The 13,266-nt window shown below is 75.8% G+C and carries 14 protein-coding genes; 7 read left to right on the forward strand and 7 right to left on the reverse strand.

What is annotated here, in order from left to right:
* Positions 1–18 precede the first annotated feature (18 nt).
* Positions 19–810 carry a hypothetical protein gene (locus ACI79K_RS07720; RefSeq protein ID WP_456599401.1) on the reverse strand — a complete coding sequence of 264 codons (792 nt, stop codon included), beginning with the start codon at positions 808–810 and terminating at the stop codon, positions 19–21.
* Positions 811–937: 127 nt separating this feature from the next.
* Positions 938–2,374 carry an MFS transporter gene (locus ACI79K_RS07725; RefSeq protein WP_456591046.1) on the reverse strand — a complete coding sequence of 479 codons (1,437 nt, stop codon included), beginning with the start codon at positions 2,372–2,374 and terminating at the stop codon, positions 938–940.
* A 186-nt stretch (positions 2,375–2,560) separates the two neighbouring features.
* Between ACI79K_RS07725 and ACI79K_RS07730 the strand changes: the two genes are divergently transcribed.
* On the forward strand, positions 2,561–3,136 hold the full coding sequence (locus ACI79K_RS07730; RefSeq protein WP_456599402.1) for a GNAT family N-acetyltransferase: 576 nt from the start codon (positions 2,561–2,563) through the stop codon (positions 3,134–3,136).
* 15 nt (positions 3,137–3,151) lie between these two features.
* Here the strand turns inward: ACI79K_RS07730 and ACI79K_RS07735 are convergent, their stop codons facing one another.
* From ACI79K_RS07735 to ACI79K_RS07745, 3 genes are all read right to left on the reverse strand, one after another.
* A complete protein-coding gene (locus tag ACI79K_RS07735; protein ID WP_456591044.1) occupies positions 3,152–4,270 on the reverse strand; it encodes a uroporphyrinogen-III synthase in 1,119 nt (372 codons plus the stop codon).
* A 94-nt stretch (positions 4,271–4,364) separates the two neighbouring features.
* Positions 4,365–4,928: a uridine kinase family protein gene (locus ACI79K_RS07740; protein WP_456599403.1), complete on the reverse strand. Its 564-nt coding sequence runs from the start codon at positions 4,926–4,928 to the stop codon at positions 4,365–4,367.
* The gene (locus ACI79K_RS07745) at positions 4,907–5,956 is read right to left on the reverse strand and encodes an MBL fold metallo-hydrolase (protein WP_456599404.1); all 1,050 of its coding nucleotides are present in this window, start codon (positions 5,954–5,956) and stop codon (positions 4,907–4,909) included. Before ACI79K_RS07745 ends, ACI79K_RS07740 begins: the two co-directional genes overlap by 22 nt.
* Positions 5,957–6,008: 52 nt before the next feature.
* Between ACI79K_RS07745 and ACI79K_RS07750 the strand changes: the two genes are divergently transcribed.
* The 6 genes from ACI79K_RS07750 (at position 6,009) to ACI79K_RS07775 (ending at position 10,049) form a co-directional block, all read left to right on the forward strand.
* Positions 6,009–6,500, forward strand: a complete 492-nt coding sequence (locus ACI79K_RS07750; protein ID WP_456591041.1) for a PH domain-containing protein — start codon at positions 6,009–6,011, stop codon at positions 6,498–6,500.
* Positions 6,501–6,928: 428 nt separating this feature from the next.
* Positions 6,929–7,489 carry a translation initiation factor IF-3 gene (infC, locus tag ACI79K_RS07755; protein WP_456597954.1) on the forward strand — a complete coding sequence of 187 codons (561 nt, stop codon included), beginning with the start codon at positions 6,929–6,931 and terminating at the stop codon, positions 7,487–7,489.
* 88 nt (positions 7,490–7,577) lie between these two features.
* Positions 7,578–7,772 (forward strand): 50S ribosomal protein L35, encoded by a 195-nt coding sequence (gene rpmI, locus ACI79K_RS07760; RefSeq protein WP_456591040.1) that lies wholly within the window; start codon positions 7,578–7,580, stop codon positions 7,770–7,772.
* A 41-nt stretch (positions 7,773–7,813) separates the two neighbouring features.
* Positions 7,814–8,203: a 50S ribosomal protein L20 gene (rplT, locus tag ACI79K_RS07765; protein WP_135097047.1), complete on the forward strand. Its 390-nt coding sequence runs from the start codon at positions 7,814–7,816 to the stop codon at positions 8,201–8,203.
* Between the two features lie 214 nt (positions 8,204–8,417).
* A complete protein-coding gene (locus ACI79K_RS07770; protein WP_456591039.1) occupies positions 8,418–9,230 on the forward strand; it encodes a TrmH family RNA methyltransferase in 813 nt (270 codons plus the stop codon).
* Positions 9,231–9,389: 159 nt separating this feature from the next.
* On the forward strand, positions 9,390–10,049 hold the full coding sequence (locus tag ACI79K_RS07775; RefSeq protein WP_456599405.1) for a TetR/AcrR family transcriptional regulator: 660 nt from the start codon (positions 9,390–9,392) through the stop codon (positions 10,047–10,049).
* A gap of 54 nt (positions 10,050–10,103) precedes the next feature.
* Here ACI79K_RS07775 and ACI79K_RS07780 read toward each other — a convergent pair whose 3' ends face one another.
* Together ACI79K_RS07780 and ACI79K_RS07785 are read right to left on the reverse strand one after the other, a co-directional pair.
* A complete protein-coding gene (locus ACI79K_RS07780) occupies positions 10,104–12,353 on the reverse strand; it encodes an EAL domain-containing protein (protein WP_456599406.1) in 2,250 nt (749 codons plus the stop codon).
* A 69-nt stretch (positions 12,354–12,422) separates the two neighbouring features.
* Positions 12,423–13,265 carry an EamA family transporter gene (locus tag ACI79K_RS07785; RefSeq protein ID WP_456591036.1) on the reverse strand — a complete coding sequence of 281 codons (843 nt, stop codon included), beginning with the start codon at positions 13,263–13,265 and terminating at the stop codon, positions 12,423–12,425.
* Position 13,266: the final 1 nt, after the last annotated feature.

Here is a 13,266-nt window from a genome sequence, read left to right on the forward strand (position 1 = left end):
GCAACGATGCGCCGCGGTTCAGCTGCGGGGCAGGCCCAGCTCGGCGAGGGCGGCGGCCACGGCTTCCTCGCGCAGCACCTCCAGCACGAGCAGCCGGTGCACCAGCACACCCCGACGGGTCAGCCGCAGGTCGGCCATCCGCAGCCGGGGCAGCGCCGCACCGCCGGGACGCGGCCGGGCGGGCGGCGGGTCGAGGAGGCCGGCGCGCTGCAGGTCGGCCACGTCCTCCCGCGCGCCCCACGCCACCCATCCCCGGGGGTCGTCGTCCAGCGGCGTCATGGGCAGCGGCACCCGATCCCGCCGGCCGACGGCGGCGAGCAGCGCGAGCTGCCGCCAGCCCAGCGTCCCGATCAGCCGCAGCGCGCGGCCGACGAGCTCGGCGTCGATGTCGGGGGAGACGGCGACCTCGGCCAGGAGGTAGCCAAGGTGGCGCACCCGCCGCTCGTCGGTGGACGAGCGGGCGGCGAGCAGGACGGCCTCGGCCAGCTCGTCGGCGACCGGGCGGTTGCCCGGGCGGGCGGTGAAGAAGCCGTCGGTCCGCATCGCCCGGCCGGAGCGGTGCACGGTCACCGCGTGCTCCACCGCGAACGCCAGCGCGGCACCGGCCCGCACCCGTTCCCGCGCTCCGGAGACGCCGGCGGCGTCCTCCGCGGTCGTGCGCAGCACAGCGGCGAACCGGTCGTCCACCTGCACCCGCGCCGCCGCGGGCTCGAAGACGACCGTCGCCGCTGCCCCGCTCATCGACCCGGCGACGGGGCTCCCGGCCTCGATGAGGGCGCGCCCGGTGCTGGTCTCCTCGGCTGCGGTCACCCGGCGATCTTCGTCGCTGCGGCGGTGTCGCTGCACCCCGGGACGGGGCGGGCTCACCCGCTGGGGCCACGGCCCACCGCCGGGCCCGGCCCCGGAGGGCGGACCCGGCGGTGCGCAGGCTCGTTCGTCAGACGCCGGCGCGCTGCATCAGCGTGCCGCGCCGGAGGTAGACGAACCAGGTCACCGCGACGCAGACGACGTAGAAGCCGCAGAAGCTGAGCAGAGCCGTCTCGACGCCGCCGGTGGCGCCGTAGGACTCCGAGACCACCCGGGGGATGAAGACGGCGCCCAGCGCGCCCACCGCGGAGATGATGCCGACCGCGGCGGCGGTGTCGCGCCGGGCGCGGTAGAGGACCTCCGCCGGGCTGTCGCCGGGGTACCCGGCGGCCGCCTCGGCCCGGTAGATGATCGGGATCATCCGGTAGGTCGAGCCGTTGGTCATGCCGACGACGGCGAAGAGCACGAGGAAGCTGGCGAGGAAGCCGCCGAAGCTCCCGGCGCGCAGGAACGCGATCGCCGCGCCGATGGCCACCGCCTGCCCGACGAAGGTGACGACGGTGATCCGCGCCCCGCCCACCCGGTCGGCGAGCCAGCCGCCGAACGGCCGCGACAGCGAGCCGACGAGCGGGCCGAGGAAGGCGTAGCGGTAGGTGTCGGCGGCGAACTCGTTGGCCAGCACCAGGGGGAAGGCGCCGGAGAAGCCGATGAACGAGCCGAACGCGCCGATGTACAGGAACGACATCACCCAGGTCTGCTTCCGGCGTGCGATCGCCGCCTGGTCGGCGACGTTCGCCTTCGCGCCGGACAGGTTGTTCATGCCGAACCACGCGCCGGCGACCGCCAGCAGGATGAACGGCACCCAGATCAGCGCGACGTTCTGCACGTACCGGGCCTCACCGCCGTCGGTCGTCCCGGTGCTGCCGCCCACGACGGCGAGCGCGCCGAGGGTGACCGCCAGCGGGCCCACGAGCTGGATGATCGCGACGCCGATGTTGCCGCCGGCGGCGTTGAGCCCGAGCGCGAAGCCCTTCTCCTTGTCCGGGTAGAAGAAGGAGATGTTCGCCATCGACGAGGCGAAGTTCCCCCCGCCGAAGCCGCAGGTGATGGCCGTGAGCACCCAGAACCAGTACGGCTGCCCGGTGGTCGCGGCGATCGTGAGGAGGGTGACCGGGACGAAGAGCAGGGCGGCGCTGACCACGGTCCAGTTCCGGCCGCCGACCAGCGCCGGCATGAAGGTGTAGGGCACCCGCATGATCGCGCCCACCAGGCCGGCGGTGGCGACCAGCCAGAACAGCTGGTCGCTGGTGAACCCGTAGCCGATCGAGGCCAGCACCGCGGTGGCGACGCTGAACATCTGCCAGACGCTGAACCCGATGTTCTCGGCGAGCACCGACCACGCCAGGTTGCGCCGGGCCACCGGGCGGCCCTGCGGCGAGGCCCAGAAGCGCGGGTCCTCCGGGTCGTAGTCGTCGATCCAGCGGGGGCCGCGCCGGGCCGCGGCGGGAGGGGCGGAGGCCGGTGCGGCCAGCTCGCCGGTGGGGCGGGCGGTGGGGGTGGTGGTCATGGGCGCATCCCTCGGTTCCCCGGCCGCCCGACGGGCGGCTCCTCGTGGCGTCCGACGCTAGGAACCGGCCGTTTCCGCGTGGCCGCGCTCGTGTGACCTCTCGGGAACGACCCCCTCACCGCGCCGATCGCGCGGTGTGAGCACGCGGCCGGCCGGGTGGTCGGTGGGCCGTGCCACCATCGCCGCATGGCGATCGAGGTGCGGCCGGCCGTCCGCTTCGCCGACGTGGCGACGATGGTCGGCCCGAAGCGGCCGGACGCGAACGTGTGCTGGTGCCTGAGCTACCGGCTCCCGACGTCGAAGGAGAACCGCGAGCTGGTCGGGCCCGCGCGCGGCGAGCGGGTGCGGCAGCTGGTGCGGGAGGACCCGCCACCGGGGGTGCTCGCCTACGACGACGGCGAGGTGGTGGGCTGGGCGGCGATCCACCCGCGCTCCGACACGAGCTTCGCCCGCAACCGCAGGATCCCGCGGATCGACGACCTCGACGTCTGGTCGCTGTGGTGCGTCCGGGTGCGCCCCGGCCAGCGGGGGAGGGGGCTGGCCCACCACCTCGTCGCGGGCGCCGTGGAGTTCGCCCGCGCGCACGGGGCCCCTGCGGTCGAGGCGTACCCCGTGGACAACGACGGGCAGCGGGTCGACCTCACCATGGCCTACGTGGGCACGCGCGCGCTGTTCGAGCGCGCCGGGTTCGTAAAGGCCGCCGACACCGGCTCCGTCGTCAACGGCTTCCCGCGCGTGCTGATGCGCCTCGACCTGCGCTGAGCCTGCGCCGGCGTCTCACACCCGCAGGCGGTAGCCGCGCTTGACGACGGTCTCCACCAGCGGCGCGCCGAGCGCCGCGCGCAGCCGGGTCACCGCCATCTCGACCGCGTGCCCGTCCCCGCCGCCGGGGAGCGCGGCCACCAGGTCGGCCCGGGGGAGGACGTGGCCGGGCCGGCGGGTCAGCTCCCGGAGCACCGCCAGGGGTCCCGGCGGCAGCTCGACCAGCTGCCCGTCGACGACGGCGGCGTGCCCGCGGACCTGCAGGGTGTGCGGCCCGACCTGCAGCACCGGGTCCCGCTCGGGGAGCCGGGCCACCACCTCGCGGGCCAGCGCCCCCAGGCGCGCGCGGGCCGGCTGGAAGGACGGGATCCCGGCCGCGTCCAGCGGCGCGGCGGTGACGGGGCCGACGGCGACCGCCTGCACGCGGTCGTTGAAGGCCGCCACCAGCGCTTCCCGGTGGCCGGTCTCGTCGGCCACCTGCAGCAGGCTCGCCGCCGCCGGCGCGCTGGTGAACGTGACGGCGTCGACCGCACCGGCGGCGATGCCGGCGACCAGGCGGCGGACCGGGGTGACGTCCTCGGGCGGCACCCAGCGGTACACCGGGACGGTGAGCACGTCCGCGCCGCTCTCCCGCAGGCCGGCGACCAGATCGGGCAGCGGATCACCGTGCAGCTGGACGGCGATCCGCCGCCCGGCCAGCGGACCCTCGGCCCCGGACAGCAGGTGTGCGAGCACCTCGGCGGACGACTCCGACTCCGGTGACCAGGCGTCGACCAGGCCGCCCCCGCGGATGGCTCCGCGCGCCTTGGGGCCGCGGGCCAGCACGCGCGAGCCCGACAGGTGCGCGACCAGGGGCAGGTCCCAGGCCTCGGCGGCCTCCAGCCAGCCGCGGAAGCCGACCCCGGTGGTCGCGATCACCAGGTCCACCGGGGCCGCCAGCACCCGGCGCGTCGCCGCGACCAGCTCCGTGTCGTCGGAGAGCGGGACGATGCGGATCGCCGGGGCGTAGACGACGCGGGCGCCGCGGCGGTCCAGCAGCGCCCCCAGCTCCTCCTTGCGGCGGGCGGCGGTCACCGCGACGGTGTAGCCGGCCAGCGGCAGCTCGGTCGGCTGTTCCCGGACGGTGTCGGTCACGTGTCCCCCTCGCGTGCGGTCGGTCTCCATGGTCGCCGTCCGGCGTTACCGATGTGTGTCGCGACCCGGCGCGCCCGGTGGGACGTGAGCCGGGTCACCGTCCGCCGTCGACCACCACGTCGGCCCGGGCGCGCGTGCCGTCGGCGGCGTAGTGAGCCGCCTCGGTCAGCTGCCAGCGCCGCCACTCGCCCGTGAGGTGGGCACCGTCGCGGGCCAGGCCCCGGGCCAGCCGGATCGATGGGTCGGCCTCCACCCAGATCCGCAGGCTCGCCCAGGGGTCGACCGGCCGTGACCCGCTGCCGCAGCCCTCGACGACCAGCACCGCCGGCACGGGCACCGGCGTCGGTCCGGTGGCGAAGCGCCCGGCCGCCCAGTCGTAGCGGTGGTAGCTGCCCGGCCGCCCCTCGGCCAGCGGCCGCAGCACGCCGGCGGACAGCCGCGCCGGAGCGCCGGTGAGCGTCCACCCCGCGTACAGGTCGTCCATGTGGACGGTGACGACGACCCCGGGGAGGACGGTGGCCAGCCGAGCGGCGAGGGTGGTCTTGCCCGAGCCGGCCGGGCCGTCCACGCAGACCAGCCGCGTGGCGGCCAGCCGGGGGGCGGTAGCGAGCACCCGGTCGGCCAGGGCGGCCGCGGTCAGCGCGGGCGCAGGGTCCACGTCGGCACCGCACCGCCGTCCCCGACGACCAGGCCCCGGCTGGCCAGCAGCCGCAGGTGGGCGTCGGTCTCGGTCACCGCGAAGATCCGCATCCGTCGCGCGTACTGGTCCCACGGCCGGGACCAGGTCAGGTGGGCGGCCAGGTCCCAGGGGGTGGCCCCGGGGTGCTCGGCGATCGCGGTGAGCAGCTCGGTCAGCCGCCGCTCGTGGTGGTCGGTGAGCGCGTCGGCGCGGTCGGCCAGGCCGCGGAACCGCCACTCGTGACCGGGCAGCACCTCGGACGGGTCGAGCTCCCGCACGGCGGCCAGCGAGCCGAGGTAGTCCCGCAGCGGGTCCGGGGAGCCGCCTCGGGTGCTGGAGATGTTCGGGCTGATGCGCGGCAGGACGTGGTCCCCGGAGAAGAACAGACCGGTGCGCTCCTCGGCGAAGCAGAGGTGGCCGGGGGTGTGACCCGGGGTGTGGACCGCACGCAGCGACCAGCCGGGGAAGGCGGCGCGGTCGCCGTCCTCCAGCAGCCGGTCGGGCACGGCCATGCGGGTGAAGCCGGAGAGGTTCTCCGCGCCTCCGACGTCCCCCACCGCCTCGTCCCGCGGAGCGCCCAGGCGCACGAGGAACTCGACCTCGTCGTCGACGGCCGCCTGCGCGTCGGTGGCGGTCAGCCGGCGGACCGCGTCGGCGTCGGCGGGGTGCATGGCGATCCAGGCGCCGCTGGCCTGCCGGACGCGGGCGGCGAGCCCCAGGTGGTCGAAGTGCAGGTGGGTGACGAGCACGCCCCGCACGTCCTCGATCGAGCCACCGAGGGAGGCGAGCCCCTCGGTCAGCGCCGACCAGCCGGCCTCGCTCTCCCACCCGGTGTCGACCAGACCCAGCCCGCCCCCGTCGAGGGCGAGGACGTAGACGTTCACGTAGCGCAGCGGGTTGTGCGGGATCGGCACCGGGACCGACCACAGGTCCCCGCGCAGCCGCTCGACCGGGGGCATGGCGCGGTCGTCCCACGCCGATCGTTGGGCGGTGCCGGTGATCTCCACGACGTCGCACTCTGCCAGCCGTCGCCGGCACCCGGGCTGACACCATGGGCTGGTGAGCGGTTCCCCGGATCCCCTGCCTGCTGTCTCGGTCGCCCCCCGCCGGCTGCGGCTCCTGCTGACCGCCGTCGCGGGGGTGGTCGTCCTGGTGGCCCTGCTGGTCGCGCTCGGCCTGCCCTCGACCCAGAACACGGTGGTGGACTACGGCCTGGACGACCAGGTGGCCATCGCCGGACTGGGCCTCGTCCTCGGTGCGGGGATCGTGTTCCTGGGCCGGTCGCGGGTCGACGCCGATGCCGCGGGCGTGCGCGTCCGCAACGTCGTCGTCCACCACGAGCTGCCGTGGACGGCGGTGCGGGCGGTCCGGTTCGAGCGGAAGTCGGCGTGGGGAGCGCTCCTCCTGGAGAACGGGGACGAGGTCTCCCTGCTCGCGCTGCAGGCCGCCGACGGGGAGCGGGCAGTCCGCGCTGTCGAGGGGCTGCGCGCCCTGCACGCCGCGGCCCGGGCGCAGGACCCGGTCCGGCCACCCCTCCTCTACGACGACTGAAAGAGGGCCCCGTCCTCCTCACCCCTCGCTCCGCTCGGGGCGAGCCTCGGGACGGGGCCGTTCCAGCACGTCGCCGGCTGGTCCGGCACGTCGCCGTAGGGGGGAATGACCGGGGGGCTCGGGACGCTGTAGCATGGGCGTGCCTCCCCGCTACATCGAGGCGCGCGAACCACCCGGCGGCCCTGCCCAGGGCCGCTGATCCAAGAGGAGCCCGCTCCCACCTGACGCCCTCCAGGCGCCCAGGTCCCGGATCGCGAGCACCGGCCACCGGTCGGTGATCGCGTGCGCACGACCTGCACGGGTCGTGGGCCACCGGCGAGTGGGCCCCGTGAGCAGACGCTCACGGGGCCTTCTGTCCGTCGGCGCCCGGATGGGCCAGCGACTCCTCCCACGCAGCAGCGTAAGGAGAGGCCATCACCGAGCCCCGCATCAACGACCGCATCCGTGTCCCCGAGGTCCGCCTGGTCGGCCCCGAGGGCGAGCAGGTCGGCATCGTGTCGATCGGCGAGGCGCTGCGCCTGGCACAGGACTCCGAGCTCGACCTGGTCGAGGTCGCACCCATGGCCCGGCCGCCCGTCGCCAAGCTCATGGACTACGGGAAGTTCAAGTACGAGTCCGCCCAGAAGGCCCGCGAGGCCCGGCGGAACCAGGCGCTCACCGTCATCAAGGAGATGCGGCTGCGCCTGAAGATCGACCCGCACGACTACGAGACCAAGAAGGGCCACGTCGAGCGCTTCCTCAAGGGCGGCGACAAGGTCAAGATCACCGTGATGTTCCGAGGCCGCGAGCAGTCGCGCCCGGAGATGGGCTACCGCCTGCTGCAGCGGCTGGCCGCCGACGTCAGCGAGCTGGGCGTCGTCGAGTCCAACCCGAAGCAGGACGGCCGGAACATGGTCATGGTGATCGCCCCGCACAAGGGCGCGCAGACGGCGCAGGAGAAGCGCCGACCGAAGGGCGAGCAGGCCGAGGAGCAGGCGCCCAGCGCCTGACCGGCACCAGCACCACCGAAGACGGCCGGTGGCCGCGGCGGCTCCGTGCCGCCGCGCGCACCGACACCAGACGACAGGGACCGAGGACATGCCGAAGCAGAAGACCCACAAGGGCACCGCCAAGCGGGTGCGCATCACGGGCACCGGGAAGCTCATGCGCGAGCAGGCGAACAACCAGCACAAGTTCGAGCACAAGTCCGGGACCCGCAAGCGCCGGCTCGACCAGGACCAGGTCGTCTCCCCGGCCGACGCCAAGAACCTCAAGAAGCTCCTGGGCATCTGAGCGTCCCCTCCACCGACCTTTAGAGAGACAGGAGCACTTCCGTGGCACGCGTGAAGCGGGCGGTCAACGCCCAGAAGAAGCGCCGGACGACCCTCGAGGCGGCCAGCGGCTACCGGGGCCAGCGGTCGCGGCTGTACCGCAAGGCCAAGGAGCAGATCCTCCACTCGGCGACCTACAGCTACCGCGACCGCAAGGCGCGCAAGGGTGACTTCCGCAAGCTGTGGATCACCCGGATCAACGCGGCGGCCCGCCTCAACGACATGACCTACAACCGGTTCATGCAGGGGCTGAAGCTCGCCGGTATCGAGCTGGACCGCCGCGTCCTCGCCGAGCTGGCCGTGAACGAGCCCGCCGCCTTCGCCGCCCTGGTGGAGAGCTCGCGGGCCGCGCTCGCCGCGAACCCCGAGGCGACCGGCACCCAGGCCGCCTGAGAAAGGACCACCCTGCCCCCCACGCCTCGCACGCTCGGCGCGGGACCCTGCAGGATGGCCGTTCCAGCACCTCACCAACCGACGCCGTCGGTGACCGGCCCTCCGCGGCCGGCGCCGGCGGCGTCGTTCTTTGTCCCGGGCGAGATCTGCACACTCGCCCCCATCAGCGCCCCATGAGGGCCACTGTGCAGATCTCGCACGGGGAGGAGACCGCGTGACCGAGCTGCTCACCGAGCGCTCCGCGAGGATCGCCGCCGCGCGCAAGCTGACCCGTCGGGCCGGCCGGGACGCCGCCGGCCTCTTCCTCGCCGAGGGGCGGCAGGCGGTCGCCGAGGCGCTGGCCCATCCGGCCGGCGTGCGGGAGGTGTTCGCCACCGAGGCCGCGGCCGAGGGGCACGCCGAGCTGCTCGCCACCGCGCCGGTCCCGGTGCGGCTGGTCACCGAGAAGGCGGCCGCGGGGCTGTCGGAGACGGTGACGCCGCAGGGGCTGGTGGCGGTCTGCGCGCTGCGCGACGTCCCCGCCGCGGCCCTGACGACGGCGCCGCCGCGACTCGCGGTCGCGCTCGCCGAGCTGGCCGACCCCGGCAACGCCGGCACCGTGCTGCGGACGGCGGACGCCTGCGGGGCGGGCGCGGTGGTCTTCGGCGCGGGCTCGGCCGACCCCTACGGCGGCAAGGCGGTGCGGTCGAGCGCGGGCAGCCTGTTCCACGTCGACGTCGTCCGCGGCGCACCGCTGGGCGAGCTGCTGCCGGCGGTCCGCGGCGCCGGCGTGACCGTGCTGGCGGCCGACGGCGGGGGAGAGGCGGAGCTGCCGGAGCTCGTCGCCGACGGCCGGCTGGGCGGGCCGGTGCTCTGGCTGTTCGGCAACGAGGCCCGCGGCGTGCCCGCCGCGCTCGCGGAACTGGCCGACGCGCGGGTCCGCATCCCCATGCGGGGTCGCGCCGAGAGCCTGAACCTGGCCGCGGCCGCCGCGATCTGCCTCTACACCACGCAGCTCGCGCAGTCGGCCTCGACCGCGGGCGCGTAGGCGGACCTGCCGGCGGAGCCGGGCAACACCGGGTGGACGGAGCCTCGCGGTCGACCGGACGTGCTCGTCCCCCCCGCGGCGCGGGACGGAGGGATGATGGCTGCGGACAGGCTCTCCCCGGTACGTCGAGCAGGGCCGCGAGGGAAGGTGGCTGTCACCGTGGAACACGTGCACCAGGTCGCCGATGCGCCGGCGATCCCTCCGACGGACGGACGCCGTTCGCGGTGGACCGAGCACCGGCGGGCGCGCCGGGAGGACCTCGTCGGGGCAGCCGTCGAGGCCGTCCGCCTGGCCGGTCCCGACTTCTCCGTCGACGACGTCGCGCGCAGCGCCGGGGTGTCGAAGACGGTGATCTACCGGTACTTCAGCGACAAGGATGAGCTGATCGACGCCGTCCTGGAGCGCATCTCCCAGGCCATCCTGCTGCCCCGCTTGCTGGGCGAGCTGACCGCCGGCCGCGCCGACGACCGTGCCCAGCTCCGGACGGTGATCGCCGCCTTCGTGTCGCTGATCGAGGACGAGCCCGCGCTCTACCGCTTCGCCTACGCCCAGGCCGGGCGCGCGGGGCGGGCGGATCTCGTCGCGGCCACCGAGCACGCCGTCGCCACCGCGCTCGGCGGCCTGCTGGCTGCCCGGCTCACCGAGGCCGGCCGCCCGGTCGACGGCGCGATGACGTGGGCCTACGGCGTCGTGGGCATGGTCCAGCTGGCCACGCACTGGTGGTCGGGGGCCCGCACGGTGTCCGCCGCCGACCTGGTCGACCAGCTCACCGAGCTCGCCGACGGCGGACTGGGCACGCTGCTCCCGCCGCGCGGCTGAGCGCCGCCGCCGAGAAGGCAGCCCCGGTCGCGGGCAGAGGGATGGTGCGCCGCCTCAGCGCCGCGCGACCGGCAGCCGCCCGGCTGCGCGCTCGGCGACCGACAGCAGCCCGGCGACGTCGTCGGCGTCGGCGGGCCAGCAGCCGGCACCGGTGCTGACCCCGGCGACCACGGGCGTGCCGTCGAGCGCCACCGGGCCGCCGGCCGCCTCTGCCAGCTCGGCGCGGATCCGTGCCGCCTCGCGGACGGCACTTTCGGCCGCGAGGCCGGGGAGCACCACCACGAAGGAGTCACGGGCCCAGCGCGCCACGAGGTCTCCCCGCCGGAGCCGGCCGCGGAGCCGCTGCCCCGTGGCGGTCAGCAGCTCCTCGGCGGCGGCCGGCCCGTAGCGGTCCTCGATCGCGGCGAGCCCGTCGACGGCGACGACGATCAGCGCCACGGCGTCGCCCGCACCGCGCGCGTTCCACAGCGCGGTCTCCGTCTGCTCCTGCACGTGCCGGCGGGTCGCCAGCCCGGTCAGCGGATCGGTGACCGACAACTCCTCGATCCGGGCCAGGTATCCGCGGGCGCGGTCGCGCTCCTGCTCCAGTGCCCGCTGTGCCAGCACCTGCTCGGTGACGTCGACCTGGACGCCGATGTACTGGACCACGGCGCCGGCCGCGTCGGTGACGGGCGCCAGGTGCAGCTCGTTGTACCAGGGGGTGCGCTCGGGGCCGCGGAGGTTCACCAGCACCTCGCGGCACTCCTCGCCGGCCGCGATCGCCGCGCGGATACGGGCCAGCGCTCCGGGGTCGGTGTCGGGGCCCTGCAGGAGGCGGCAGTTGCGGCCGAGAAGTTCCCCGCGCGACACCCCGGCGAGCCGCTCGAAGGCCGGGTTCACGTACACGAGCGGCTGGTCGGGCAGGCGGACGTCGACGAGGCACACGCCGCTGGGCGTCGCCTCCAGAGCGCGCCGCACCAGACCGGCGTCGCCGAGCAGGTCGAGCCCCGCGGGCGCCGGGGAGCCGGGCCGTACCGCGGAGCGGGTGGGTGCGGCGGGGAGCGTCCGGCCGGCGCGGGGCGCGACCCGGCCCAGCAGGCTGCCCGCGGCGCGGACGGCGACGTCGCGGTCGTAGGTCAGGGCGTACTCGAACTCCCGCTGCAGGTCCGGGCCGGTCGTCCCGAGGTCGCGGGCCAGCAGCGCCACGGCGAAGTGCGGGGCCAGGACGACGACGTCCCACTCGCCGCGCACCGGGTCGTCCCCGGCCAGGTCGGTCCCGCGCAGACCGGGCAGCGGCTCGGTGGGGAGCCCTTCGCCGAGGGCGGCCACGAAGCCGGTGCGCTCCACCAGGTCGCGGTACCGCTGCGTCGTCGACGGGGTGAAGTGCCGGGCCTCCTGGAAGGTCGCGGTGACCACGCAGGTCTCGCCGAGGCGCAGCGCCTCCCGTTCGAGCTGCTTGCTGAGCTCGATGAGCAGCGCCTTCGGGGCCCGGCGCAGCGCGGTACCCGCGGGCAGGCAGGCGAACGGTGAGCCGGGCTCGGTGCCGGAGCCGGGGGGCGCGACCGGCGCCGGCAGTGATCCGAGGGGGCGCTCGCAGGCCGGCTCCGGGCTGGGGCGGCCGAACAGCCAGCCCTGGCCGAGGGTGGCGCCCAGCGCCCGGGCCATGGCCAGGTGGGCGTCGTTCTCGATGCCCTCGGCCAGCACCGCGGCCCCGGTGGCCTGCGCGTAGGCGTTGACCGCGTTCATGATCTGGGCGATGGCCGGGCCGGGGCGTTCCTGCACCAGCCGCAGGTCGAGCTTCACCACGTCGGGACGCAGGATCGGCATGAACGCCAGCGACATCGCCTCGGCGCCCACGTCGTCCAGGGCGACGCCCCAGCCCAGCTCGCGGACGCGGGCGACCGTGCGCAGCAGTTCGGCCGGACGGGCGGCGAGCGCGCGCTCGGTGATCTCCAGGACCACCCGGAGGCCGCCGGGGGCGGAGCCGGCGATCGCCAGCAGCTCGTCCAGCGGGGCGGTGTCGAGGACCTCGGGCTCCACGTTGACGAAGAGGGCCAGCGGAGCCGGCAGCCCGTGCCCGACCGCGCCGGAGAAGGCGGCCACGCGGCAGGCGGCGTCCAGCTCGGCGAGCACACCCGCCTCGCGGGCGGCGGCGAAGAGCAGATCCGGTCGCTGCAGCGGCCCCTCGGGTCCGCGCGCGAGGGCCTCGTAGGCGACGACCGCGCCGGTGTCGAGCTCCACGATGGGCTGGAAGACGCTGCGCACCCCGCCGGGGCGCAGGGCCGCGGCGAGGGCAGCGTCGAGCTCGGGGCGCACGGGGTCCACGGAGGGGGGATCGGCCGGCGGGTGCCGGGGCCGGAGCCGGGTCCCCGCACCCTCCCCCGAAGGGGGGAGTCAGCCGGGCAGGGTGATCAGGACGACGGCGGCCGCGGCGGCCCCCAGCCCGGTCAGCTGGGCCGGCACGAGCCGCTCGCGCAGCACGAGCTGGGCGAGCACGACGGTGCTGACCGGGTACAGCGAGGCGAGGACGCCGGTGATCGCCAGCGGGCCGCCCTGCTGCGTGGCCAGGAGGAACAGCGCGTTGGCCGTCATGTCGCCCAATCCGGAGACCAGCACCAGCGGGAGCGCCGCGCGCCCCGGCTGCAGCGACTGCCGGGTGGCCAGCGCGACCCCGACCACCAGCACCACCGAGGCGAGCCGGGCGGCGACGAGCGGGGTGAGGCCGGCGTCGGCGGAGGTGCGGTCCAGCAGCACGAAGAACAGGCCGAACGCCGTTCCGGCGACCAGCGCGGGCCCAAGGCTGGCGGGGCGGGCGGCGCGCAGCGCCCGCAGCCCGCTCTCGGCCGAGACCAGGACCACTGCGGCCAGGGCGAGCACGATGCCCGCCGTCGCCCAGGTGCCGATGCGCTCGCCGTCCAGCACGCCGACCAGCACCGGCACGGCGGCGGCGGTGAGCGCGGTGACCGGGGCGATGACGCTCATCACCCCGCCGGCCAGCGCGCGGAAGAAGACCAGCAGGCCGCCGGCACCGGCCAGCCCGGCGGCGGCGCCCCAGGCCAGGTCCGCCGCGGTGACCGGCCCGCCGAGCCAGGGCAGCAGCGCCACCAGCGCCAGCAGCCCGGCGGCCTGGGACACCGCGACGACTGCGGAGACCGACGCCCGGCGGCTGGCGAGCCCGCCCAGGAAGTCGGCGGCGCCGTAGACGACGGCGGACGCCAGCGCGAGCACGACGGCCACG

The sequence above is a fragment of the Blastococcus sp. SYSU DS0616 genome (assembly GCF_054051015.1).